The organism is Ensifer adhaerens (genome assembly GCF_000697965.2).
GTDB classification, from domain to species: Bacteria; Pseudomonadota; Alphaproteobacteria; order Rhizobiales; family Rhizobiaceae; genus Ensifer; species Ensifer adhaerens.
The window spans coordinates 2,440,640-2,464,679 of sequence record NZ_CP015880.1 but is presented as its reverse complement, the minus strand read 5'-3'; the positions used below and the strand labels follow the sequence as shown (position 1 = coordinate 2,464,679).

General features: G+C 63.1%; 23 protein-coding genes and 1 pseudogene. 10 read left to right on the top strand and 14 right to left on the bottom strand.

What is annotated here, in order from left to right; translation table 11 throughout:
- Positions 1-68: 68 nt before the first annotated feature.
- Positions 69-959 carry a branched-chain amino acid aminotransferase gene (locus FA04_RS11935; RefSeq protein WP_034788707.1) on the top strand — a complete coding sequence of 297 codons (891 nt, stop codon included), beginning with the start codon at positions 69-71 and terminating at the stop codon, positions 957-959.
- A 79-nt stretch (positions 960-1,038) separates the two neighbouring features.
- Here FA04_RS11935 and FA04_RS11930 read toward each other — a convergent pair whose 3' ends face one another.
- Positions 1,039-1,305: a hypothetical protein gene (locus FA04_RS11930; RefSeq protein ID WP_034788698.1), complete on the bottom strand. Its 267-nt coding sequence runs from the start codon at positions 1,303-1,305 to the stop codon at positions 1,039-1,041.
- A gap of 321 nt (positions 1,306-1,626) precedes the next feature.
- Positions 1,627-2,250 carry a DUF1236 domain-containing protein gene (locus tag FA04_RS11925; RefSeq protein WP_034788696.1) on the bottom strand — a complete coding sequence of 208 codons (624 nt, stop codon included), beginning with the start codon at positions 2,248-2,250 and terminating at the stop codon, positions 1,627-1,629.
- 148 nt (positions 2,251-2,398) lie between these two features.
- On the opposite strand from FA04_RS11925, the gene FA04_RS35620 reads away from it, so the two are divergent.
- The gene (locus FA04_RS35620; protein WP_089044992.1) at positions 2,399-2,566 is read left to right on the top strand and encodes a hypothetical protein; all 168 of its coding nucleotides are present in this window, start codon (positions 2,399-2,401) and stop codon (positions 2,564-2,566) included.
- A gap of 172 nt (positions 2,567-2,738) precedes the next feature.
- On the top strand, positions 2,739-3,380 hold the full coding sequence (locus FA04_RS11920) for an MBL fold metallo-hydrolase (protein ID WP_034788694.1): 642 nt from the start codon (positions 2,739-2,741) through the stop codon (positions 3,378-3,380).
- 76 nt (positions 3,381-3,456) lie between these two features.
- Here FA04_RS11920 and FA04_RS11915 read toward each other — a convergent pair whose 3' ends face one another.
- Positions 3,457-3,903 carry a BA14K family protein gene (locus FA04_RS11915; protein WP_034788692.1) on the bottom strand — a complete coding sequence of 149 codons (447 nt, stop codon included), beginning with the start codon at positions 3,901-3,903 and terminating at the stop codon, positions 3,457-3,459.
- Positions 3,904-4,047: 144 nt separating this feature from the next.
- Positions 4,048-4,263: a cold-shock protein gene (locus FA04_RS11910; RefSeq protein WP_034788690.1), complete on the bottom strand. Its 216-nt coding sequence runs from the start codon at positions 4,261-4,263 to the stop codon at positions 4,048-4,050.
- A 207-nt stretch (positions 4,264-4,470) separates the two neighbouring features.
- Between FA04_RS11910 and FA04_RS35130 the strand changes: the two genes are divergently transcribed.
- Positions 4,471-4,743: a hypothetical protein gene (locus tag FA04_RS35130; protein WP_127889314.1), complete on the top strand. Its 273-nt coding sequence runs from the start codon at positions 4,471-4,473 to the stop codon at positions 4,741-4,743.
- 198 nt (positions 4,744-4,941) lie between these two features.
- On the opposite strand, the gene FA04_RS11905 is transcribed toward FA04_RS35130, so the two are convergent.
- On the bottom strand, positions 4,942-5,838 hold the full coding sequence (locus FA04_RS11905; RefSeq protein WP_034788688.1) for a DMT family transporter: 897 nt from the start codon (positions 5,836-5,838) through the stop codon (positions 4,942-4,944).
- Positions 5,839-6,010: 172 nt separating this feature from the next.
- Between FA04_RS11905 and FA04_RS11900 the strand changes: the two are divergent.
- Positions 6,011-6,443, top strand: a pseudogene (locus FA04_RS11900) (hypothetical protein).
- Positions 6,444-6,461: 18 nt separating this feature from the next.
- On the opposite strand, the gene FA04_RS11895 reads toward FA04_RS11900, so the two are convergent.
- The 3 genes from FA04_RS11895 to FA04_RS11885 all read right to left on the bottom strand — a co-directional run bounded on the left by FA04_RS11895 (position 6,462) and on the right by FA04_RS11885 (position 10,746).
- Positions 6,462-7,649 (bottom strand): PQQ-dependent sugar dehydrogenase, encoded by a 1,188-nt coding sequence (locus tag FA04_RS11895; RefSeq protein WP_034788686.1) that lies wholly within the window; start codon positions 7,647-7,649, stop codon positions 6,462-6,464.
- An 84-nt stretch (positions 7,650-7,733) separates the two neighbouring features.
- Complete coding sequence (locus tag FA04_RS11890) at positions 7,734-8,402, bottom strand: class GN sortase (protein WP_371273175.1); 669 nt, start codon at positions 8,400-8,402, stop codon at positions 7,734-7,736.
- A complete protein-coding gene (locus FA04_RS11885; protein WP_034788682.1) occupies positions 8,392-10,746 on the bottom strand; it encodes a marine proteobacterial sortase target protein in 2,355 nt (784 codons plus the stop codon). The genes FA04_RS11890 and FA04_RS11885 overlap by 11 nt, the downstream gene beginning before the upstream one ends.
- Before the next feature lie 458 nt (positions 10,747-11,204).
- Between FA04_RS11885 and FA04_RS11880 the strand changes: the two genes are divergently transcribed.
- Positions 11,205-12,407 (top strand): pyridoxal phosphate-dependent aminotransferase, encoded by a 1,203-nt coding sequence (locus FA04_RS11880; RefSeq protein WP_034788681.1) that lies wholly within the window; start codon positions 11,205-11,207, stop codon positions 12,405-12,407.
- Positions 12,408-12,535: 128 nt separating this feature from the next.
- On the opposite strand, the gene FA04_RS11875 is transcribed toward FA04_RS11880, so the two are convergent.
- From FA04_RS11875 to FA04_RS11865, 3 genes are all read right to left on the bottom strand, one after another.
- Positions 12,536-12,841 carry a hypothetical protein gene (locus tag FA04_RS11875; protein ID WP_034788680.1) on the bottom strand — a complete coding sequence of 102 codons (306 nt, stop codon included), beginning with the start codon at positions 12,839-12,841 and terminating at the stop codon, positions 12,536-12,538.
- 165 nt (positions 12,842-13,006) lie between these two features.
- Entirely contained in the window at positions 13,007-13,873 is an 867-nt protein-coding gene (locus FA04_RS11870; RefSeq protein ID WP_034788678.1) for an NAD(P)-dependent oxidoreductase, read from the bottom strand.
- 38 nt (positions 13,874-13,911) lie between these two features.
- The gene (locus FA04_RS11865; protein ID WP_034788675.1) at positions 13,912-14,673 is read right to left on the bottom strand and encodes an SDR family oxidoreductase; all 762 of its coding nucleotides are present in this window, start codon (positions 14,671-14,673) and stop codon (positions 13,912-13,914) included.
- Between the two features lie 116 nt (positions 14,674-14,789).
- On the opposite strand from FA04_RS11865, the gene FA04_RS11860 reads away from it, so the two are divergent.
- Entirely contained in the window at positions 14,790-15,680 is an 891-nt protein-coding gene (locus FA04_RS11860; RefSeq protein WP_034788672.1) for a LysR substrate-binding domain-containing protein, read from the top strand.
- Between the two features lie 82 nt (positions 15,681-15,762).
- Here FA04_RS11860 and carA read toward each other — a convergent pair whose 3' ends face one another.
- Positions 15,763-16,968, bottom strand: coding sequence for a glutamine-hydrolyzing carbamoyl-phosphate synthase small subunit (gene carA, locus FA04_RS11855; RefSeq protein WP_034788670.1), 1,206 nt, complete (start codon positions 16,966-16,968; stop codon positions 15,763-15,765).
- 326 nt (positions 16,969-17,294) lie between these two features.
- On the opposite strand from carA, the gene FA04_RS11850 reads away from it, so the two are divergent.
- Positions 17,295-17,744 carry a GatB/YqeY domain-containing protein gene (locus tag FA04_RS11850; protein WP_034789028.1) on the top strand — a complete coding sequence of 150 codons (450 nt, stop codon included), beginning with the start codon at positions 17,295-17,297 and terminating at the stop codon, positions 17,742-17,744.
- A gap of 6 nt (positions 17,745-17,750) precedes the next feature.
- Here the strand turns inward: FA04_RS11850 and FA04_RS11845 are convergent, their stop codons facing one another.
- Positions 17,751-18,656, bottom strand: coding sequence for a hypothetical protein (locus tag FA04_RS11845; RefSeq protein ID WP_034788667.1), 906 nt, complete (start codon positions 18,654-18,656; stop codon positions 17,751-17,753).
- Between the two features lie 215 nt (positions 18,657-18,871).
- On the opposite strand from FA04_RS11845, the gene dnaG reads away from it, so the two are divergent.
- Positions 18,872-20,884, top strand: coding sequence for a DNA primase (gene dnaG / locus FA04_RS11840; protein ID WP_034788664.1), 2,013 nt, complete (start codon positions 18,872-18,874; stop codon positions 20,882-20,884).
- A 52-nt stretch (positions 20,885-20,936) separates the two neighbouring features.
- Here the strand turns inward: dnaG and FA04_RS11835 are convergent, their stop codons facing one another.
- On the bottom strand, positions 20,937-21,776 hold the full coding sequence (locus FA04_RS11835; protein ID WP_210338234.1) for a glycosyl transferase: 840 nt from the start codon (positions 21,774-21,776) through the stop codon (positions 20,937-20,939).
- Between the two features lie 194 nt (positions 21,777-21,970).
- Between FA04_RS11835 and recQ the strand changes: the two genes are divergently transcribed.
- Positions 21,971-23,848 (top strand): DNA helicase RecQ, encoded by a 1,878-nt coding sequence (recQ, locus tag FA04_RS11830; protein ID WP_034788661.1) that lies wholly within the window; start codon positions 21,971-21,973, stop codon positions 23,846-23,848.
- Positions 23,849-24,040 lie beyond the last annotated feature (192 nt).

Here is a 24,040-nt window from a genome sequence, read left to right as displayed (position 1 = left end):
TTGCCGATAGACTGAAAGCAGGGCGATAATCAACTAAGAATGGCGCGCATGCGCCGGAGGATGACACCATGGCAGCGGTTCCTTTTGATCAGTTGGACGGACAGATCTGGTTCAACGGCGAGTTCGTCGCGTGGAAGGATGCCAAGATTCACGTGCTGACCCACGGCCTGCACTATGCCAGCGCGGTCTTTGAGGGCGAGCGCGCCTATGGCGGGCGCATCTTCAAGCTGACCGAGCACAACCAGCGCCTGCATCAGTCCGCCGAAATCCTCGGCTTCAAGATCCCTTATTCGGTGGAGGAACTGGACGCAGCCAGCGTCGAGCTTCTGAAGCGTCAGGGCTTCTCCGAGGCCTATGTGCGGCCGATCGCCTGGCGCGGCAGCGAGAGCATGGGCGTTTCGGCGCAGAACAACCGCATCAACGTCGCCATCGCCATCTGGCAGTGGGGCAGCTATTTCAACCCGGCCGAAAAGCTCAAGGGCATCCGGCTCGATATCGCAGAATATCGCCGCCCGGATCCGCAGACGGCACCTTCGAAGTCGAAAGCCGCCGGCCTCTACATGATCTGCACCATCTCCAAGCATGCGGCCGAGGCCAAGGGCTATGCGGACGCGATGATGCTGGATTACCGCGGCCGCGTGGCCGAAGCGACCGGTGCCAACATCTTCTTCGTCAAGGACGGCGTCATCCACACGCCGGTGCCGGATTGCTTCCTCGACGGCATCACCCGTCGCACGGTGATCGAGCTTGCCAAGCGCCGCGGCTATGAAGTGGTCGAGCGGGCGATCATGCCGGAGGAACTGTCCGGTTTCAGCGAATGCTTCCTCACCGGCTCGGCCGCCGAAGTGACGCCGGTTTCCGAAATCGGTCCTTACCGCTTCACGCCGGCGACGATCTGCGAAACGCTGATGAACGACTACATGAAGGAAGTCTATCCGGTTGCCGCGGCAGCCGAGTAACGGCATCCGGAATGCTCTCGAAAGCAGAAAAGGCGGCCCCCGGGCCGCCTTTTGTCTTGCTACGGATATGATCGCAGAGTTAGGCGGTCTTCCCCAAGAATTGCCCGACGATTCCGCTCAGTACGCCGCCGCCGACAAGGCCGCCGATGGCTTGCATGGCGAGACCGGTCGCGGCTGCTTCTCCGCCGAGCATCTGAATGAGGAACCCGCCGCCAAGGCCTCCAATGGCGCCGACGATGGTCCGTGCGACGACACCGAATGCCTGCTGCTTCAACACTGCGCTGGCCGCGTTCCCGCCGGCGGCCCCCGCGATCAATTGGGTAATGATAGGCATTAATGCTTCCATTGATCCCTCCGTGTCGTGGCTCGTCGTGGACGCGCCACTAAAAGCCGATGAGCCGGCATCAATAGGTTGAAGCCTATTCCGGATTATTGTCAATTTGAGTGAAATGACGTTGCGGCGCCCGCTTCGTAGCCAATTGAAATGGCTCGATTTTAGGCAGAGGCAACCTCTTACAGGCAAAGCGGGAAAACGAAGCCGGCGGCAGGGGCGGCTGGAGGGAATGACCTTGCCGCGCATGATTCGTGCCGTCGGGAGAGCGAGGGAGGGTAATGCAGGCACGTCGGGAACCCCCGGCAACCGAATGATTGCCGGGGGTCTCGATTGTTAGCGATAGACGTAGACGATGCGTCGCGTTGCCGGCTCGACCAGAACGGGCTGGCCGTTGATGCTGACATAGTCGTAGCTGTAGTCGGGAACGCGTTGAACGGCCACGGTCTGCGGCAGTTCGGCACCGACGACGACTTCACCATCGAGATAGACGGTCTCGCCGGGGTTGGACGTGACGTAGGTCCGCACATTCTCCGGCGGCACGATCGGGTCGATCTGTTCGACCGGGCCGATCAATTCGTCGCCGCTGCTGACGATCACGGGGTCATTGGGCTGCACTTCATAGGTGACGGCAGGAATGGCCAGGTCGGCCCGGCGCTCCTGGACCACGACGGCAGAACCGCCAAGATCCGTCGTCAGATACTGGGAATAGACCCAGCCGCGCACGCCGCCGACGTCAATGCGGCACCACTTGCTGCCTTCGATGCAGCCGTCGATAACCGCGGTGCTACCGCGGGTCGCAAGGCCGACTGTCGGATATTGAGGGCCCGGACCTGTGCGGATGTTAAGGTCCGTCACCGTGGTCGCGGTCATGGCTGCAAAGGCGGACGGCGTACCGATCGCCAACACCAAACCCGCGGCCGTAGCGGCTCGCAACAGGGGGCGGGTAAGCTTCACCATCGTGTTTCTCCTTATATTGACGAGGGCCAAACGCCAGCAAGCGCGCGGATGTTCCCCCGGGAACGTCACGAAATGTGACGCTGTGACATTCTCCAGCCGTTGCCGAGGGCAGGACACGCCAGGAGAAAGGCAACGGGAGAGGGACAAAATGCAGAATGCTCAGCCGGATCAGAACAACGTCGCCGCGCGCAGCCTCAAGCCGGTCGTTCGGATCGTCGTCGCCGCGGAGATCGCGATTTCGGCGCTGCTGATGACCACCGTGCAGTGGCCGGCACCCCAGCAGCTGTCTGCACCGCAAATAGCCTCGCTTCGCTGATTGGCGCTGTCACCGCCGCCAATTGCCGCTATAGGAAGATGACGAGATCCTAGAGCGCGTTGCGATCTTCCAGATTCGCTTCCTACGCTTTAGGTTCTGGATTTGTCGCATGTCGTTATCGCAATACCGCTCCCAAATTTTTGCGCGACATGCTCTAGAGAGGCAGACGCGCATGTTACAGGCGGGCATCATCCCGGTTACCCATTTCGAGCAGAACTGCACCGTGCTGTTCGACAGCGAGACCAAGGAAGGCGTGATCGTCGATCCCGGCGGCGACGTCGATCTCATCCTGCAGACCATCCGCGAAAACGGCATCACGCTGAAGGCGATCTGGATCACCCACGGCCATATCGACCATGCCGGCGGCGCCAAGGAACTGAAGGACGCCCTCGGGCTCGAAATCATCGGTCCGCACAAGGACGACCTGCCGCTGCTCGAAAGCCTCGAAAGCCAGGCGGAGCGCTTCGGTCTGGCGATGAAGGTTCAGAACGTCATTCCCGATCGCTGGCTCGAAGAAGGCGACACGGTCTCCTTCGGCGACCATGTCTTCGAAGTCCTGCATTGCCCGGGCCATGCGCCGGGACACGTCGTCTATTTCAACCGGGCGCAGAACTTCGCCCATGTCGGCGACGTGCTCTTCCACGGCTCGATCGGCCGCACGGACCTGCCCGGCGGCAATCACCAGCAATTGCTCGATTCGATCCGCGACAAGATCCTGCCGCTCGGCGATAGCGTCGGCTTCATCTGCGGACATGGCCCGAGTGGTCAGATCGGCGAGGAGCGCCGCACCAATCCTTATCTGCGCGGGCTCTGAGCCACCACACACGCTCACGAAAAAAGCCCATGTCTCTATCAAGACATGGGCTTTTCGATTCTTACGCCGAACCTGATTAGCCGGCGGTGCAGAAGTAGCTGCGGCCGTCGTAGCCGCGGAAGGTGCCGCTATCCGGGTTGAACGAGCGGTAACGCTGCGCGCAGTAACGGTACCAGGACGGGGTCCAGGGCTCGAGCGAGCGGTAACCGCCACCATAGCTGTCGACGACGACAGGGCGTGCCTGGTAGACCGGGCGAGGGCGGTAGGCCGGACGCGGCTCGTAATAGTCGTATTCCGGTTCCGGATCGATGTAGACGCGCTCGTTGTAGCCGCCGTTGTAACGCGGCTGCGAAGCGATCGCGCCGCCGATCAGAGCGCCGGCAACGAGACCTGCTGCACCAGCTGCCCATGCATCGTCATTGTTGTGGTGATGCCTGCCGCCTGCCTCGGCGGCGCCAAAGGTCGGGATGACCATAGCGGCTGCGGCGATCGAGAGAACGGCGGCTTTGATGAACTTGTTCATTTGGCTTCAATCCTTCGCATGGACCGGATCAACCCGGCCTTCATGATGGAGGAAGGTTAACGCGGCCAAACTGAACCGAGCCTGAACAAAAAAACCCGGCAAGAATGCCGGGCTTCAACTGGAATCTGTCAGCAGATAACGGCGTTAGCCGGCGATCTGCAGGTTGACCGCCTTCGGGCCTTTGCCGCGGCGATCCGGTTCGGTGTCGAAGCTTACCTTCTGGTTTTCCGTCAGACCGGTCAGGCCGGAAGCCTGGACCGCGGAAATGTGTACGAAGATATCTGCACCACCGTTGTCAGGCTTGATAAAACCAAAGCCCTTGTCGGTGTTGAAGAATTTTACAGTGCCAGTTTCGGCCATGCGTCAGGTCCTTTTCTCTCCACCCGTTTGACGGACGGGTAGCATTGCAATGTGCCCGGATGGGCGTTGGCAGGCAGTTCTCGACGTTTGAGGAAAGGGTCCTGGTTACCGCAGCCAGCCATTGGAAGGGCCGCATCTCTGCTTCCCATCGGTCTGGCCGCCCGGAGTTTTTGCGTCTCCGGCCCGCTTTTATTTCAAGATCTTCCCATGTTCGCAGATTGCCCGAACGAAAGTAAGATTGATGGGTTTATTTTGAATTGGCAAGCAAAACTTTTCGGGATTGGTATTGCGTCTTGTCATTGCTCAAAAATCGGTCATTTGCGGCTTTGTGGGGCGCTGCGCAAAATATATCGCAAGCTGTTGAAATCACAGCTTTTTGAAAACAATTGCTGCAAAATTGAGTGGTTTTCGCCGATTTCTCGTGCGCGGCGCGTAAAGCAGGCCAATCGCTTGGGATGCGTGCCGTCGGCAACTCCCTGATATGTTTGAGGCTTCTCACGTCGGCGGTTTCTTACGTAGATTTCTTGCAGAAAATCCAGAGCTCTCGGGCCGGGTCGAAAACGCAGGGCAAAGCTACGCCTTCGTTGCGAAGCAACGGGCCTATTGCCTGAACAACAGCAAGTAAAGCCTCAGTCCAGCGTCTTGGCGGTGGGGTGCCTATAGTTTCTTGAGGAGCCCTCAGGCAGGTGCTGGGGCGCGGCGGCCCTTCGTCAGTTCCGGCACGATCTCTACCGTCAGCATGGCGGCAAAGATGATGGCGCAGCCGGCATAACCGATCGGCGTGATGACTTCGCCAAGCAGGAGAACGCCGAAGAGGGCGGCAAAGAGTGCTTCGCTCGACAGGAAGATCGCAGCCTGCGGCGCCGTGGTGTAGCGCTGCCCGACGACCTGAAGAATGAAGGCAAGGCCGCTCGAAAAGATGCCGGCATAGAGGATCTCGAAGAGCGCGCCCTCTATGGCAGCGAAGCTCAGCGGCTCGGTCGTGACGGCGAGGGCGAAGCCGAGCACGGCGCAGACGGCGAACTGCGTCATCGACAGCAGCATCGGCCGGCCGCTGCTTGGGGCAAACAGGCCGATGAGCAGCAGTTGCACCGCCCAGAACAGGGCGCAGACCACGGTCAGGTAGTCGCCACCCGTCAGCGTCGACAGCGTGCCGCCGCTCAAGAGGAAAATGCCGAACAGCGCCATCGACGCCCCCGGCCAGATCACCCAATGCGGCTTGCGGCGCAAGAAGATCACGGTCAAGACCGGGACGAAGACGACGTAGAGACCGGTGAGGAAGCCGGAATTGGTGACGCTGGTGTCGAGCAGGCCGAATTGCTGCGTCACGGCGCCGGCAAAGAGCGCCAGGCCGATGAAGATGAAATTGCGCACGGTCGTCAGCTTGATGGGTTCGGCCGCGCGTTTCGTTTCGATGATGGCCAAGGGCATGGCGACCAGTGTCGCGATCGCAAAACGAAGCGCGATGAACCACAGCGGGCTGATCGCATCCATCGCCGTCGACTGTGCAACGAAGCCGGCGCCCCAGATGGCGCCTGAAATCAAAAGCAGCAGATTGGCCTGAATGCGCGGCATGTCGTTCTCTCCTCGGACAGGCGCGTCTAGCAGTTGCGTTTTCGCCGGGCAAGGCTCATCGTCGCCGCGATTGGGCGGAGTTGTTGTCGATGGAAACGGCCGGAGACACGGTGCCGGGAGAGGGCGCCGAGGAGGGAGCTCAGCTCCTATCACCCATCGGAGATCGGCGACCATGAGCGATGCCGGCTATTCCGGCACGCCGCTCGGGCGCAAGCTGGGGCTGAAAGACGGGCAGCGGGCCCTGCTTCTCGGGGTTCCAGCCGGGCTCGATGCGATCAGCGGTTTTTCCGGCTTTCGGGCCAGCGAGACCGAGATCGGCACCGTGGCCGCGCGCGACATTGACTATGCGCATGTGTTCGAAACGGAGCGATCGGCCTTGGAAGAGCCTCGCGCCGAAGCTGGCTGCGAGATTGAAGCCGGACGGCATGCTGTGGGTCTCCTGGCCAAAGAAGGCGTCGAAGCGGCCGACGACACTGACCGAGGACGTTTTGCGTGAAATCTTCCTGCCGCTCGGCCTTGTCGACGTGAAGGTTTGCGCGGTCGATCCCGTCTGGTCCGGGCTGAAATTCATGTTCCGGCGCGAGGTTCGCGATCGGTTATCGTGAACGTGCGGCGCGCGCCGGCTATTGCGTCGCCGCCTTGGAGACCCTGAGCACGGCGCCGTCTTCCTCGTCCGTCACCATCAGCAAGGCGCCGTCGAGTGCCACGACGACGTCGCGGATGCGGCCGAATTCGCCGTCGAACAGCCGCTCCTCGGAGCCGATCGCGCCGCTGTCGTCGCGTTCGAGCCGGGCGAGCAACTGGTACTTCAGCGCCGCCACCAGAAGATCGCCATCCCATTCGGGAAACATCTCGCCGCGATAGACGGCAAGCGCGCCAGGCGCGATCGAGGGATCCCAATAGAAGAGCGGCTGATCGAGGCCTTCTTTCGCCGTGCCTTCGCCGATCTCGGCGCCGGAATAGTCCTTGCCGTAGGTAATGACGGGCCAGCCGTAATTGTGGCCGGGCTTCGGATTGTTGATCTCGTCGCCGCCGCGCGCGCCGTGCTCGACCGTCAGAAGCGTGCCGTCCTTCGGATCGAAGGCGATCCCTTGAGGATTGCGGTGGCCCTTCGACCAGATCTCCGGCAGGCCGCCGGTGCCGCCGCGATAAGGGTTCGATCCGGGAACGCTGCCGTCGGCATTGATATGCAGGATGGCGCCGGCATGATCGCGCGGGTCCTGCGCCCGGTCGCCTTCGCCGCGATCGCCGATGCCGAAGAAAAGGCTGCCATCGGGAGCGATTGCGATGCGTGAGCCGAAATGCTGGCCCTTGCCGGTAAACTTGCTCATCCGGAAGAGCTCCTTGACGTCGATAAGCCCGGTTCCGTCGGCGGCGAGTTTTGCCCGTACGACGACGGTGCCGTAGCCGCCTTTGCCGTTGGCAGCCATCGTCAAGTAGAGCGTCCGGGTTTCTGCAAAACGGGGATCGAGCGCGATGTCGAGCAGGCCGCCCTGGCCACGCTCGGCGACCTCGGGCACGCCCGTCAGCGGTTTCGAGAGCTTGCCGTCGCGCAGGATCCGCAGCCGACCCGGCCGCTCGCTGACGATCAGGCCGCCATCGGGGAGTGCCTCGACGGACCAGGGGTGTTCAAGCCCGGTCGCGAGCGTCTCGACACGCACGGTACCGTGCTCGCTCGGAAACTCGCGGGAATCCTGTGCCCCGGCGCTCGGAGGAGCAAACGGTGCCAGCGCAACGGACACGGCCAGGATTCCGACCGCACGCGACCGTTTGCCCGCCCGTCCCGATGTTCCAGCGCCCGTATGCCGCATTCCGTTTCTCCCACACCGACTCGTTCAGCAGGCAAGCTGGGGCGATCGACGGAGCGGTTCAAGTCACATCCGATCAAAAGCGGTTTATTTCGAGATCGAGCCTGTCGTCAGCGGCACCGGACGCTGCTCGCCGATGAGTTCTGCGTCGACGATGTAGCGCATCGGTCCCTGCTCGATCGCGTCGAAGGGCCAGCAGGTGGCGAGCGCCAGATGGTGGCCGCTGGCGGACGCGTTGATGCCGCTTTCGTCCCAGCGGGCAACCCGGCTTTCGCCGGCCCTAAACAGGAAGCGGCGGCCGTCCTTGCGGGTCAGCACCAGAAGGTCGCCGGGGTTGACCTCCTTCAGCCAGCGAAAATGCGTGTCGCGATGGGCGGCGATGACCGAGGTACCTTCGTCGCCGGGCAGTGGCGTCGTCGTCAGCCAGGCGGGCCCGAAGGCGAGCGCTTCGCCGCTTGCGCCTTGAAGCACGACCGCCGAGCGGTTGATCCGTGGCGCCGAGATTTCCGCGGCTGTCTGAAAATCGGCCCAGGGCCAGGGCTTGCCATCCGGGTTGCCGTGCAGCTGCGCCTCGAAGGTGCGTTTCAACAGCACCTGCGAGACCTCGGCCTTGGCTTTCATATAGAAGCCCTTGCCGATCAGAAGCAGACCGGCAAGGGCAATGAGCGAGATGATCGCGAGCACGATCGTTTCGACCGCCGAGAGGCGGGCGAGAAAGCCCGGCCGTGGCTCGGACTGATCCTTGTCAGCGGCCACGGCGGCGCACTCCGGCAAGCACGACGGCGGCGATCGGCGCCCGCCAGTAGACAAAGGTCGTGCCGGCAAGCAGAGCGAAGACGAGCAGCATCAGGCCGATCAGGATCTGCTTGTCGGCCTCCGTTGCCGTCTGCGGCAGGGCGACCTGGTTGTTGGCTTCCGCGAGCAGACCTGCCGCCCGCGCCGTCGGTGCGGCCAGCATGCGGTCGGCCGTGACCATCGCAAGCTTGGTTCGGCTTTCGAGCGCGGCGTCACGTTCGTCGACTTTGCCGGGGACAGTCTCGACAGGGGCTTCGCCGAAGACCTTTCCGAAGTCCCAGCCGGCGGGGAGATTGAGCGGCAGCTTCGTTTCGCTCAGGTTCTCGCTGGCGGGCCGCGACGGCGTCGCGTCGACGGCAACGAGGCTGGTCACGCGGGAGACCAGATGGTGGGCAAGTGCCACCGTCTCGATCCGCTTGTCGAGGGTCGCCGGGTCGGCGATCGTCGACGCGCTCGCCTCGAGGTCGTCGATCTTGCGGCGCGCCCAGAGCTTGGCGATGCCTTCGCCGGTCGAGGCCTTGGCGATGTCCATCTCCACCCGCCACGGCTGGTCGCCGGCCTTGCCGAGGATCTGCAGCTTGCCTTCGGGTGCGGTGCCGTCGAGTTCGGCCGTCAGCACCACGGGCTCGCCGCGATAAAGATCGGGCATCGGGTTGGGGGTGATGTCGCTCGCCGAGGCGCCCTCGAAGCTCGCGGCGATATCGGTCATTGCGGGGCTCTCGAGCTTGGTGAAAAGCTCGCCCATGCGCGCGGCGACCTCGCTCTCCGAGCCGATCAGCGTGAAGGTGCCGCGGCCATATTCGGCCGCCTTGGTCATGAAGTGGCTGTTCGGAGCAGAGCCGATGCCGACGGTGAAGACGCGAGCCTCGCCGCGGTTCTTCTGGATCTCCTCGAAAAGCTGCGTCTCGTTGCCGATCGCGCCGTCGGTCAGGAACACCACCTGGCGAAGCGCGCCGGCCTGGACCGGTCCTTGCGTGCGAAGGGCCGCTTCCAGCGCTGGCAGCATCTCGGTGCCCCCATCGGCTGTCAGGCCGCGCACATAGACGATTGCGTCCTCCCGCTTGTCCGGTGTCGCTTCGACCAGCTCGGAGAAGTGCACCGACATGGTGTCGTCGAAGCGGATGACGTTGAAACGGTCCTCGGGCTTCAGCCTCGAGATCGCGAGCGCCAGGCTCTCCTTGGCTTGCTCCATCGACGGGCCGGCCATGGAGCCGGAATTGTCAATGACGAAGACGATCTCCCGCTTGACCGGCTTGGCGTCGGCCTCATTTGCTGCTGCCGGCGGCGTGACGAAGGAAAGCAGATAGGTCTTGCCGCCGACCGTTTCGCGGAACAGGCCGGCATAGGGGCTCTTGCCCTCGATCGCCTTCCAGGTGAGCTCGAAGTCGCGATCGGCAGGCACGCTGTCGCCCTTCAGCGTCACGCGGCGGCTGAGATCGTCAAGATTGGCGATATCGACGTCGTGGTAGCCTGATTTCACTTCGCCGAGCGGGAAGCCGGCCTTGAGGTTCACCGTCAGTGTGACGGGGGTGATCCTGGCGTTCTCTTTGGGGTCGAGGACCGGCGCTTCGATCTTCTCGCGGTCGGGGACCGGGTCGCTGACGGCATAGCCGGTGCGGCTGTCGAGATCGACGGTCTGAACGATCGGCTGCGGGTTGTAGCGCGGCGCCACGACCATGGGGAAACGCAGCGAATAGAGGCCGTTCGATTGGCGGACCGCGCTCTGGTACTCGATCTGCACGACGACCGTTTCGCCGGGACCGATATTGGCGACCTGGTTGGTGAAGATGTTCGGGCGCTGCTGTTCGAGAAGTGCGGCCTTCTTGCCCTCGGCCTTTGCCTGCTCGTAAATCTCCCTGGCCGCCTCACGCGCCTTGATCTCACCCTCGATGAAGCGGTCGCCGATCTGCATCTTCAGCGTGTCGACGGCCGAATCCTCGGGCAGGGGAAAGACATAGGTGCCCTCAACCCAGCCCTTGCTCGGGTTCTCGAAGCGCTGGGTGACGCGGGTGCGCATGATCGGGCCGTTGACGTCGATCTGAACGTCGGTCGCAAGGCGCGGCGCCTCGACGAAATAGCCCGGCTCCTTCGACGGAAAGAGCAGGGCGCCGGTGCCGATGTCGTTGGGGCGAACGTAGCCCGCCAGCTGCCGCGGCTTGGCATCAGCAGTTTGCGCGGTCGCCTGGGTCATCAGGCCGATGAACATCAGGATGCAGGCGGCAAGGGCTGCGATCGCCAGGTACATGCCCCAGCGTGCTTCGTTCTGCCGTGTCTTCATGGAAGCGATTTCGTCGTCGAGAAACATTGCATAACCCCCGTAATGCGAATGTGTTCGGATCATCGAAGGAAATGCCCGGAAACCGGCTGTTGCTGGACGGAATTGCGGCGTTCCGCGACAGTTGTGGTGGCTAAATTATGGCATTTGAAAAATTGCGGGATTGCGCTGATTTTTTTGAATAAATCGCGATCACCAACCGTTTCTGGCCGTTACGTTTCGTGGCCGTTCGAACGGGTGCCACAATCCGTATTGTCGGCGCTCGACGGACGGTGATGCATCGCTCGGTATCGCGACCTCCGATCGACGATGCTGATCGCATTCATGAAACTTTGTCATGGTGACGCTTTTTGCCCGCGTTTCCGGCGTTTTTGCCTATCCGGCGCTTGCAAGACCGGGCGTCTTTCGACATAGACCTAACCGCTATGGAGCCTGCCTTTTCGTTCCGTAGCGATCACCTCGTCTCGAAACGATCAGGACCTTCACCCATGGCCTTCCTTGCCGATGCCCTTTCCCGTGTAAAGCCTTCCGCCACCATCGCCGTTTCGCAGAAAGCCCGTGAGCTGAAAGCGAAAGGCCGCGATGTCATCGGCCTTGGCGCCGGTGAGCCGGACTTCGACACGCCCGACAATATCAAGAAGGCCGCCATCGACGCGATCAATCGCGGCGAGACGAAGTACACGCCGGTCTCCGGCATCCCGGAACTGCGCGAAGCGATCGCCAAGAAGTTCAAGCGCGAGAACAACCTCGACTACACCGCCGCCCAGACGATCGTCGGCACCGGCGGAAAGCAGATTCTTTTCAACGCCTTCATGGCGACCCTGAACGCCGGCGATGAAGTCGTGATCCCGGCGCCCTACTGGGTTTCCTACCCGGAAATGGTGGCGCTGTGCGGCGGCACGCCGGTGACGGTTTCGACCAAGCAGGAGAACAACTTCAAGCTCAAGGCCGAAGATCTGGACAAGGCGATCACGCCGAAGACCAAGTGGTTCATCTTCAACTCGCCGTCCAACCCGTCGGGTGCCGCCTACAGCCATGCCGAGCTGAAGGCGCTGACCGATGTGCTGATGAAGCACCCGCATGTCTGGATCCTCACCGACGACATGTACGAGCACCTGACCTATGGCGACTTCAAGTTCGCGACCCCGGTCGAGGTCGAGCCCGGTCTCTATGACCGCACGCTGACGATGAACGGCGTCTCCAAGGCCTATGCCATGACCGGCTGGCGCATCGGCTACGCCGCCGGCCCGCTGCAGCTGATCAAGGCCATGGACATGATCCAGGGCCAGCAGACCTCGGGCGCCACCTCGATCGCCCAGTGGGCGGCCGTCGAGGCGCTGAACGGCACGCAGGACTTCATTCCCGAAAACAAGAAGATCTTCGAAGGCCGCCGCGATCTCGTCGTGTCGATGCTGAACCAGGCCAAGGGCATTTCGTGCCCGACGCCCGAAGGCGCCTTCTACGTCTATCCGTCCTGCGCCGGCTTGATCGGCAAGACCGCGCCGTCGGGCAAGGTCATCGAGACGGACGAAGACTTCGTGTCGGAACTGCTGGAATCCGAAGGCGTCGCCGTCGTCCACGGTTCGGCCTTCGGCCTCGGCCCGAACTTCCGCATCTCCTATGCGACCTCGGAAGCCCAGCTCGAGGAAGCCTGCCGCCGCATCCAGCGCTTCTGCGCCGCCTGCAAGTAAGCGCGGGCGACCGTCTTTCAAAAAAAGAACCCGCCGGCAACGGCGGGTTTTTCGTTCGTAAAGCGATTCAACCGTTGGTCATCCTGATTCAAGTCAGCCGGCTAAGGTCTTGAAATTAGGGCTCATTCTCAGGCGCCGGGAACCTCGTCGTCGCCAACGATGCCACCCTCGCTTTCGAGGATCGAGAGGCGGCGGGCCTCGGAGCGGGTGAACTTCAGCCGTACGCCGATGCCGCGTTCGCCCTCCGGCAGAAACACCGCGCCGGCATTTTCGAGCGCATGCTTCAACGAGAGGATCACGGCGTCGCCGGGTTTCTCCAGCTTGCGCTCGAACTTGAGGATCGTCTCCTCGTCGATGCCGGAAAAGCTCGAAAGCATTTCGCGCGAAATTTCGATCAGCGCCCGGGCGGCGCGGCACTGTGGACCTGTAATCATCGTCACCTCCAGTTGCGGTGAGGATGCGCGAAGGGTGGCCGAGGGTCAACAACAAGCAGATGGCCCGCGGCGTTTCGACCGCGGGCCATCTGCTTGTTGTTTGCTTGCGGCGCGCTGGCGAGCATCATCGGCGTGCGCTTGCATCCGGACCGCTGGGGCCGCCCTCTATTTGCCCCGCATCGCCTCGATGAGGCCGGAGGCCTCGTCGCCGCCAAAGCCGGCGGCGAGGCGCTTTTTTGCCAGCCTTTCGATCGGCTCCATGAAGGCCGGATCGATGCCCAGGCTGCGGCTTGCGGCAACGATGTTGGTGATCGCCACCGACTGCATTGAGAGGTTCGACATCACGTCGCGGCCGTGGTCGCCGCTGTCGATCCGTTCGGCATAATCAGGCAGCGCCGTCATCATCGCGGCAAGCCAGGGCTCGACCAGCGGCAGGAACTGCTTCGCGGTGAAGCCGACGCTGCCGGCGAGCGCCGTTGCGTGCAGATAGCCGCCGAAGAGACCGTACATCGCCGACAGCAAGGCGAGGTCGCTGACCGCGGCGAGAACAGGATCCTCGCCGAGATAGTGGCTCTGGCCGAAGGCGGCCAATTGCTCCCTGGTTTTTTCGAAAGCATCGGCGCTGCCACTACAGAGAATGAAGGCATCCGGTGTGCCGATCATCGGCGGCGTCGCCATGATTCCTCCGTCGAGATAGCGTGCGCCGTACGCTTCAAGGCGGGCCGCGACCGCCCGGACTTCATCCGGGCGACCGTTGGTGAGGTTGATGACGGTCTTGCCTGCGAGCATGGGGCCGACATCTGCCAGCGTCGTTTCGACAGCGGCGTAGTCGGTGAGGCATAGGATGAGGATATCGCTGGCCGCAATGGCTTCGGTGACCGTTGCTGCCCGGCGAGCGCCGCGGGCAACCAGCGCGTCGGCCCGCGCGGACGTACGGTTCCAGACGGTGGCGGTGTTGCCCGCGTCGATGAGGGTTTTGGCAAGTGCCGTGCCCATGGCGCCGAGGCCGATGATGGCGATGGATTTGGACATCGTGATTCTCCGCTCCTGGTTCCCCGCTCTGGCCCGCTTCAGGCCGCCGGCGACAATTGCTGGCCGAGGCCACCGTCGACGGTGAGGCGTGCGCCGGTGGTGAAGGTGGCATCGAAGGCGAGGAACAGCACGGCGCGGGCGACTTCGTCCGCCGTGCCGTTGCGGCCCATCGGGGTGATCGCATCGCCGAGCGCCTTGAACTCGGCACGTTCGGCGTCGGTGACGCCCGCCACGCCCTTGGTCGGCGTATCGATGAAGCCGGGGCTGACCGAGTTGACCCTTATGCGGCGCGGCAGAAGCTCGGCGGCAAAGACGGAGGCAAACGAGATCAGCGCCGCCTTGCTGCCGCTATAGACCGCCATTCCCGGATGGCCGCCGACATCAGCAACCGACGAGGTAAAGACGATCGAGCCGCCGTCGCGGATCAGAGGCGCCAGCCGCTGGACGGTGAAAAAGGCACCCTTGGTGTTGATGGTGAACTGGCGATCGTAGGAGGCCTCCGTCACCTGGTCGAATGGCTCGAGCAGCGATGTGCCGGCGTTGACGTGCAGGAGATCGATCGAACCCAGTTTCTGCCCGACCGTCGCCCCGAGCACAGCGATCTCGCCGAGATCGGCGATATCTGACTTTACCGCATGAACGCGGTCGCCGAAGCGCTGCTGGATCCGGGCGAGGTTCTCTTCGTTGTTTCCGGTCAGAAGCACCTCGGCGCCGCCGTCGACGAGCCGCTCGACCGTCGCCAGACCCATGCCATGCGTGCCGCCGATGACGACGGCTTTCTTGTTTTGATAGATACCCATTGTCTTTTCCTTCGATATCAGGCTTCGATGAGGAAGAGATAATTTCGTGGACGATATTGCGTAAGACGGGCAAACGTGGATGTATCGTCCACGCTTGTAGACATTGGAGGCCCGCGATGCGCAATCTCAACGACTTCATCGTCTTTGCCCATGTGGTCGATCACAAGGGGTTCGCGCCGGCGGCGCGGGCGCTGAACGTGCCGAAATCGACGCTGAGCAAGCGCGTGGCCGAGCTGGAAAAGACGCTTGGCGTCCGGCTGATCAACCGAACTTCGCGTCGCTTCACCGTGGCGGAGATAGGCGAGGATTTCTACCGGCATGCCTCGGCGATGTTGATAGAGGCGGAGGCGGCCGAAGCCATCGTCAAGGGGCGCCTTGCCGAACCGAGCGGAACGGTGAGGATCACCGCCTCTGTGCCGACGGCTCAGATGATGCTGGCGGGGCTGCTGCCGCCGCTGGCGCAGGCCTATCCCAAGATGCGGGTGATGCTGCACGCGACGGACCGTTTCGTCGATGTGGTGCAGGAGGGCTTCGACATCGCGGTGCGCGATCACTTCGCACCGCTGCCCGATTCCGGCATGGTGCAGCGGCGGGTGGCAAACGATGCCATCCTGCTCGTGGCAGCGCCCGCCTACCTGGAAAATCGCGGGCACCCGCGCGAACCGAGCGACCTTTCGCGCCACGACGGGCTGCTGGCCTCCCTGGCCTCGGAGGGATGGACGATGCGCAACGACGCGGGCGTGGTCGTCAGGGTGCGCCCCATGCCGCGGTTCCTCGCTGACGAATCCAGCGTGTTGCTCGAGGCCGCCGTCTCCGGTCTTGGCATCACCGCGCTACCGAGAAAGATCTGTCGGGCGGCAATCGAGGCTGGAAGTCTTGTGCGTGTGCTTGCCGATTGGGAGGCAGGCAGCGTGACGACGACGCTGTTGATGCCGCATCGGCGCGGGCAACTGCCGTCGGTTCGCGCCGTCGTCGACTTCATCGTCACGCATCTGCCAGGAGAGTGAGGCCGGGCGGCAGCGAAGGCGCATGCTCGAAAAGAAAAGGCCCGCTCGGAGCGGGCCTTCGAAGCTTGTCTCGGTCGGTCGCTTAGCGCTCTGCGAGCGCCGGTTCGCCCTTCTTCTCGCGCACGAGGTTCATGAAGCGGCGGAAGAGATAGTGGCTGTCCTGCGGGCCGGGAGAGGCTTCCGGGTGGTGCTGGACCGAGAACACCGGCTTGCCGGCGACGCGCAGGCCGCAATTGGTGCCGTCGAAGAGCGAAATGTGAGTCTCATCAACACCCTGCGGCAGCGACTTCGAATCCACCGCGAAGCCGTGGTTCATCGAGACGATCTCGACCTTGCCGGTGGTGTGGTCCTTGACCGGATGGTTGGCGCCGTGGTGGCCCTGGTGCATCTTTTCGGTCTTGCCGCCGAGTGCCAGCGCCAGCATCTGGTGGCCGAGGCAGATGCCGAAGACCGGGATGTCGGTCTTGAGCAGGTCCTGGATGACCGGCACGGCGTATTTTCCGGTTGCTGCCGGGTCGCCGGGGCCGTTCGACAGGAAGATGCCGTCCGGCTTCTGCGCCAGCACTTCGTCGGCGCTGGTCGTGGCCGGCATGACCGTGACGCGGGCGTTGAGGCCGGCAAAGAGGCGCAGGATGTTGCGCTTCACGCCGTAGTCGAGCGCGACGATATGGTAGGCGGCATCGGTTTCGCCGAGCGTCGAATAACCTTCGTTCCAGACCCACGGCTGCTCGTCCCAGCGCGACGACTGGCCGGAGGTCGCGACCTTGGCAAGGTCGAGGCCCTCAAGGCCGCTCCAGGCCTTGGCTTCCTTCTTCAGCGTCTCGATATCGAAGACGCCCGAGGGGTCGTGGGCGATGACGGCGTTCGGCATGCCGTTTTCTCGGATCCAGGCAGTAAGCGCGCGGGTGTCGATACCGCAAAGGCCGATGATGCCGCGGGCCTTCAGCCAGGCGTCGAGGTGCTTGGCGGCGCGGTAGTTGGACGGCTCGGTGATGTCGGCCTTGAAGATGACGCCGACCGCGCCGTGGCGTGCTGCCGGCGTCAGGTCTTCGATGTCTTCGTCATTGGCGCCGATGTTGCCGATGTGCGGGAAGGTGAAGGTGACGATCTGGCCGAGATAGGAGGGGTCCGTCAGAATTTCCTGGTAGCCCGTCAGCGCCGTGTTGAAGCAGACCTCCGCCTGCACTTTGCCGGTCGCGCCGATGCCCTTGCCCTCGATCACGGTGCCGTCGGCCAGAACGAGCAGTGCGGTTGGTTTTTCAGTGGTCCATGCGGGTGTCGCGGTCATCGTTCCTATCCCGTTGCGGCGCGAAGCGGGGGCTTGAAAGCCCGGCAGTCGATCGCCATTTCTTTGCTCAGGCATGGACGCGCGGAAACCCCGCGGAAAAGTGCTCTCATGCCGATGTTGTGCAGGTGCGGGAAAATACCCAAAGCGCTTACCCGGGTCAACCGGCCGCTGTGAATTGTCGGGAAATAAAATTCCTTATAATTCAAGCGGTTGCGTATTCCGTTTGATTGCGCCTGTCACACTGGTTTAAGACGACGATAACAATGATGGTTTCGAACCGGTTCCGGGCAGAGCACCGCGGGCCGGTTTTGACATGGAGTATGGACATGCGCGACCTGTTCGCTAACGCACTGAAGGAAGCCCTCAAAGCCAAGGACGCACGGCGTACCTCGACCGTGCGGCTGATCCAGGCGGCGATCAAGGATCGGGACATTGCCAATCGGGGCCTCGGCAAGGACCCGGTCAGCGATGACGACATCCTGCAGATCCTCGCCAAGATGATCAAGCAGCGCGAAGAATCGGCTCGTATCTACGACGACGCCGGCCGGCCGGAGCTTGCCGCGCAGGAGCGTGAGGAAATCGTCATCATCAACCAGTTCCTGCCGGCCCAGCTTCCGGAGGCAAAGGTGAAGGAACTCTGCGCCTCGGTCATCGCCGAAACCGGCGCACATGGCCTGCGTGATATGGGCAAGTGCATGAACGTGCTCAAGGAGCGCTATCCCGGCCAGATGGACTTCGCCAAGGCCTCCGGCCTGGTGAAGGAACTGCTCAAGTAGCTCCGCTCAAGTCAGTGCCGCCGCCCGTTGCGATAAGACGGGCGTCGCCACCTCGGCTTTCGCCGGAAACGTCGCTTCGAATGCGCGATCGATGAGCGCGAACTTCTCCGCCTGATAATCCCAGTATTCACGGATGAAGGCTTTGGACAGCCAGACCGCGCCGCGTCCGGGCGACCGCTCCCACCCCATATTGCCCAAAAGGGCTGCCTTGTCGAAGATCCGCTTGAGGTGGGTCTTGGAGATGATGAAGCGTTCGCTGAGATCGCTCGGCGAAACCGGCCCGATGGCGAGGCGCTCTGCCTCGGGGTCGAAGGCGCCGAGGCGGGAAAAGAGATCGTCCATCACCACGCCCCCGGAATTGACCCAGGTAAAGAGATCGAAGGTCGGGCCTGGACGACGGACCGTGTCGTTGCCGACAAGCGCGTGGGCGACGGCGGCCTGCAGCCGGCCGAACTGGTCCTGCTCTTCGCCTAGGCGTGCCAGCCGCGACTGGCCATCGAAGGCGTCGAGGATGGCCAGATGGGACTGCATCCATTTCCAGACATAGTCGAGCGCTGCCTCGGTAGGCTCCAGCGGCCGGCTGCGCTTGTCGGGCTGCACCGTGATGTAGCGGGCGAAGCGGTAGGTAACCATTTCCTGCACGAAGGATGCCGCGGTGTTGCGGCTGGCGATCCCGTGCATGACGGCATAGTTGATGAAACGGCCGCTGTAGAGACCGCTCGAGGGATCATCCGGATCGCGGTCGTGATAAAGTGCAAGCCCGGATTGGGCCATCAGCCAGCGCTGCTGCGAGGCAAAGATCGAGGCGAGCCGCGGGTTTGCCGCATACATCTCCACCATGCCGCGCGCATAGCTCAGCACCGCGCCGAAGAAAGCCGGACTGGAGGCGAGCACTTTGACGGAAATGGCCATGGCAAGTGATCCAATTCGAGACGGCGAATTGATCCTTTTCGTCAAAGGGGTGTCAAGTGCTACTTTTGGTCTTCAGAAAATATTCATACACAACTTTTGATTGGGCGTCCGGCGTGCGATTCCCGTTTCGCTCCTGTGAATAGCGTGCAAGCAGGATCACTGTTGTAGCGCCCGCCGGCCATGCCGCCTATATGGAGGATCGACCAGAGGTATCCATGCGCTTTTCACAGTCCTTTCTTGACGAGATACGCGATCGCGTTCCGATTTCGGACGTGATTGCCAAGCGCGTTAGCTGGGACCGGCGCAAGACCAACGTCTCGCGCGGCGACTATTGGGCCTGCTGCCCCTTTCACGGCGAGAAGTCGCCGAGCTTTCACTGCGAGGACCGCAAGGGCCGCTACCATTGCTTCGGCTGCGGTGTCTCGGGTGACCACTTCCGCTTTCTCACCGATCTCGAAGGCCTGAGCTTTCCCGAAGCCGTGCAGCAGATCGCCGACATGGCGGGCGTTGCCATGCCGCAACCGGATCCGCAGGCAGAGCGCCGGGAGAAGGAACGTACAAGCCTGCTCGACGTGATGGAGCTGGCGACCGCGTACTTCGAGGACCAACTCCAGACGGCCAACGGCGCCAAGGCGCGCGCCTATCTGCGCGAGCGCGGGCTGACGGGGCGCACGATCGAGACCTTTCGTTTGGGCTACGCGCCCGACAGCCGCAATGCGCTCAAGGAACATCTCGCCGGCAAGGGTGTCGGCAAGGAACAGATCGAGGCCTGCGGCCTCGTGGTGCACGGGCCGGACGTGCCGGTTTCCTACGACCGGTTCCGCGACCGCATCATGTTCCCGATCCTGTCGTCGCGCGAGAAGGTCATCGCGTTTGGCGGCCGCGCCATGTCGCCGGACGCACCGGCAAAGTATCTGAACTCGAACGAGACCGAGCTCTTCCACAAGGGCAACGTGCTCTACAATTTCGCCCGCGCGCGCCGTGCTTCGCAAGGAGCCGCACGTGACGTCGGGCAGGACGATGCGGCCGGAACGATCATCGCCGTCGAAGGCTACATGGACGTGATCGCGCTGCATCAGGCGGGCGTCGAAAACGCCGTTGCGCCGCTCGGCACGGCGCTCACCGAAAACCAGCTCGATCTCTTGTGGAAGATGACGTCGCAGCCGGTGCTCTGCTTCGACGGCGATGGGGCGGGCATTCGTGCCGCAAACCGCGGCGTCGACCTGGCGCTGCCGCATCTGAAGCCCGGCCGTTCGGTCCGCTTCGCCATGCTTCCGGACGGGAAGGATCCCGACGACCTCGTGCGTCAGGAGGGCCGTGGACCCTTCGACAAGGTGCTCGCCAACGCCCGTTCGCTCGCCGAGATGGTCTGGCAGCGCGAGATCCAGGGCGGCGCTTTCGACACGCCGGAAAAGCGCGCCGAGCTCGAAGCACGGCTGAAGCAGGTGACATCCGTGATCGCCGACGAAAGCGTGCGCCGGCACTATGGCCAGGACATGCGCGACCGGCTTCACGCCTTCCTGCAATCCTCAGGGGCAGGGCGGGGCGAGCGGCGTCCGTTTGAACGCGGCGGCCGGCAGGGCGGTGGCGGCGGAGCACGCGGCGCTGGTCAGCCACGGGGGCCGAATGCGAGCGGGCCGACGGCAATCTCCGACCGGCTGGCGCGCTCGACACTGGTCAGCGGACAGCAGGTGGCGCCGCTTCTGAGAGAGAGCGTTCTGGCACTCACCATCGTCAACCATCCGCAATTGCTGTTCGACGAATATGACGAGATCTCGACGATCGAGTTCGACCACCGCGAGCTGCAGCGCTGCTGGGCGGCGGTGCTGAACGCTGCGGCTGCGCAGGGGCCGCGGTTGAACCGCGAGGATCTGCTCGAACAATTGCAGGCGGAGGGTTTTGGTGCGCTGATTGCCGCGATCGACCAGCAGATCCGCTATGCGCGGCTCTGGACCGCGACAACGGCGGCCGCGCCCGAGGACGCCCGCGAAGGATATCTGCAGGCGCTGGCACTGCACCAGCGCTCGAAGGCATTGCACTGGCAGGTGCGCGAGCTCGAACGCGAACTGGCCCATGCGACCGAGGAGGGCGACCTCGAAGCCGTGCCACAGCTTTTGCGCACGCTTCAGGAAGTGCAGCACGAAGTGACGCGGCTTGAAAACCAGGAAGCGATCATCGAAGGCTTTGGCGTGCTTTCAGGCCGCGTGAAGGGGCCGGCGGCGCGCTAGCTGCTGGGTTTTCCCCGCAGCGAAAGCAGGCCTGTTCTCGGCGAAGTCTCGACTATTCGCGCCAATGATCGGCCACCCATGGCGATGGGCGAAGGTAGTGCCGGAGATAGCGAAACGCATTCTTCTCGTAACGGTCGGATGCAAACAGCCCGAGGATATGGCCAAGCGGGGTGGAGACCTTGTCCTTCTTGCCGAAGCGGCCTTCGATCGCATGCTGCGGCAGGAGGTTGCGCGGGAACAGCACGACGCGCGCGTCCTTGGGCAGTCGGGGTGCCAGGAAAAAGTTGAGCGGGAACGGCCGGCGGCAGTCCTGCCGGAAATGCAGGACCCAGCGGCGGGGGAAAAGTTTGGTCCCGCCCGGCGCATTGCGCGTGACGAAGCGCTGCTCGAAACGGTATTCGTCGGCAATGCCTTGCGGGTCGGCGCGGAACTTCTCCTGCAACGGCACCAGCTTGCCGACTGGATAGCGAAACAGCGAGGTCTGGCCGAGGCGCTCGAACGGCGTCGTCTGGTTACGGGCGAGGATGACGTCGTCCGGTTCTCCCTCCTCGAAGAAACCATCGAGCGATCCGACGATGACCAGGTCGAGGTCCAGGAACAGGACGGGGCCTTTGAGATTGCCGAGCTTCGGCCCCCACAGCCGTGACTTCTGCCAGATGCCGGGCGTGTTCTTGGGCATTTCGCCGATGTCCAGCGGCGGCAAATCCTCGCACAGGATTTCCGGACGCAGGCCGTCGCGATTGTCGGTAAAGCAGGTGAAGGTGAAGGGCGGGGTGATGTTGCGCGCCACCATGGCGTAGAGCCGGTTGATGAACGGTGCGCCGTACTTCGTACCCCAGTTGATGCAGATGATCTGCTTGACGCCGCCGCTCGCCGCTAGAATATTTGCCATAATCACGTCCCGATTTCTGCGCGCCACTAAAGTACCGATGCGTTATCAAGGTCAAGCTGTCGGGGCAATCCCCGGTGAAGCGCAGCAGGGCCTGCGGGGAAAAACAGCCCTTGTCTCTTCAGTTGCGGCAAGGGCTATGGCATTGCCTGCGCATCTGGCCATGATGGCCTAAGCTGATTCCCGAAGGAGATGTGATGGAGTTCGTCGAAAGGGCGACGCCCTCAAGAAGCGCTGCCAGCAAGCTCTTCGACGAAGCCGGCCAGGCACCGCTCGACGTGCTGAAACGCGTCTATGGCTATTCTGCCTTTCGCGGCAAGCAGCAGGCAGTGGTCGAGCATGTGACCGCTGGCGGCGATGCCGTCGTTCTCTTTCCGACTGGCGCCGGCAAGTCGCTCTGCTTCCAGATCCCGGCGCTCTGCCGGCCCGGATTGGGTGTCGTCGTCTCGCCGCTGATCGCGCTGATGCGCGATCAGGTGGAGGCGCTGAAACAGCTTGGCGTCAATGCGGCTGCGCTGAATTCGTCGCTGACGCGCGAAGAGGCGATTGCGGTCAGGCGCCAGATCCACGACGGCACGCTCGACCTTCTCTATGTGACGCCGGAGCGGACCGTCACCGACGGCTTCGCCGATCTCATAGGCAATGCCCGAATCGCGCTTTTTGCCATCGACGAGGCGCACTGCGTTTCGCAATGGGGCCATGATTTCCGCCCCGAGTACCGCGCGCTCGGATTACTAGCCGAGCGCTATCCCGGCGTGCCGCGCATCGCGCTCACTGCCACCGCCGATCCGCACACCCGCGACGACATCGTCGAGCGGCTGGCGCTCAGCAATGCCGAGGTGTTTACCACCAGCTTCGACCGGCCGAACATCGCCTATGAAATCGTCGAGCGTGACCAGCCGCGCCAGCAACTGCTGCGCTTTCTCTCCCGCTTCAAAGGGGCGTCCGGCATCGTCTATTGCCTGTCGCGCGCCAAGGTCGAGGACACGGCCGAATGGCTGAACGCGCAAGGCATCCGGGCGCTACCCTATCATGCCGGCATGGACCGCGCGCTCCGCGACAGGCATCAGGACGCCTTCCTGAAAGAAGAGAGCCTCTGCCTCGTTGCGACCGTCGCCTTCGGCATGGGCATCGACAAGCCCGACGTGCGTTATGTCGCGCATCTCGACCTGCCGGGATCGGTGGAGGCCTATTACCAGGAGACCGGCCGCGCCGGTCGTGACGGGCAGCCCTCTGAGGTCTGGATGGCCTATGGCATGGCCGATGTGCTGCAGCGCCGCCGGATGATCGACGAGGGTGGAGCGGCGGATGACATCAAGCGCATCGAGCGCGGCAAGCTCAATGCGCTCTTGGCGATCTGCGAGACGGCCGGCTGCCGCCGCCAGGCGATCCTTGCGCATTTCGGCGAGGCCCATCCCGGCCGTTGCGGCCATTGCGACACCTGCCTGAAGCCGGTCGAGACCTGGGACGGGACGGAAGCGGCGATCAAGGCGCTGGCCGCGGTCTATCGCACCGGCGAGCGCTTCGGCACCGGCCACGTGGTCGATGTGCTCATGGGCACGGTCAACGAGAAGACCGAGCGCTTCGGCCATGTCGACATGCCCGTCTTCGGCGCCGGCAAGGACCTGCCGGCTCGCACCTGGCAATCGGTCTTCCGGCAATTGCTGGCGGCGGGCCTGATCAGCGTCGACCATGCCGCCTTCGGCGCGATGAAGCTCGAGGCGGAGGCGCGTGCGGTGTTCAAGCGCGAGCGCCAGGTGTTTTTCCGCAAGGACCGCCCGACCTCGGGCAAGGCGGCGCGCGGCGCCAAGTCGGGATCGCAGCGCGAACGGGCCGATCTGGCCGGGTCCGATCTCGAACTTTTCGAACTGCTGCGCGCCGAGCGCTTCTCGATCGCCAAGGATCTGAACGTCCCGCCCTATGTCGTCTTCCCCGATGCGACCTTGATTGCGCTTGCCAAGGAACGCCCGCGTGACCTCGATGAACTGCTCGACATTCCCGGTATCGGCGAAAGCAAACGCGAACGCTACGGCGAGGCATTTCTGGCGGTCATCGACGGGTATCTCGACGGGTGAAGGCGGTAGGCCGGCCCCCGCGTCTCCGTCGTCGGAAAATGTCTGTGGCGAAGCGCTTCGCGACATAATATGTCCGGCCCGCCATCGCGCCTTGAAATGGCCTGTCGTTTTTACGCTGGATGCGGCCGAGCGCCGGATTTTGCTGCAAGTCAAAAGCCGTCATGATACTCGTCAGGCACGCGATGTTTTCTT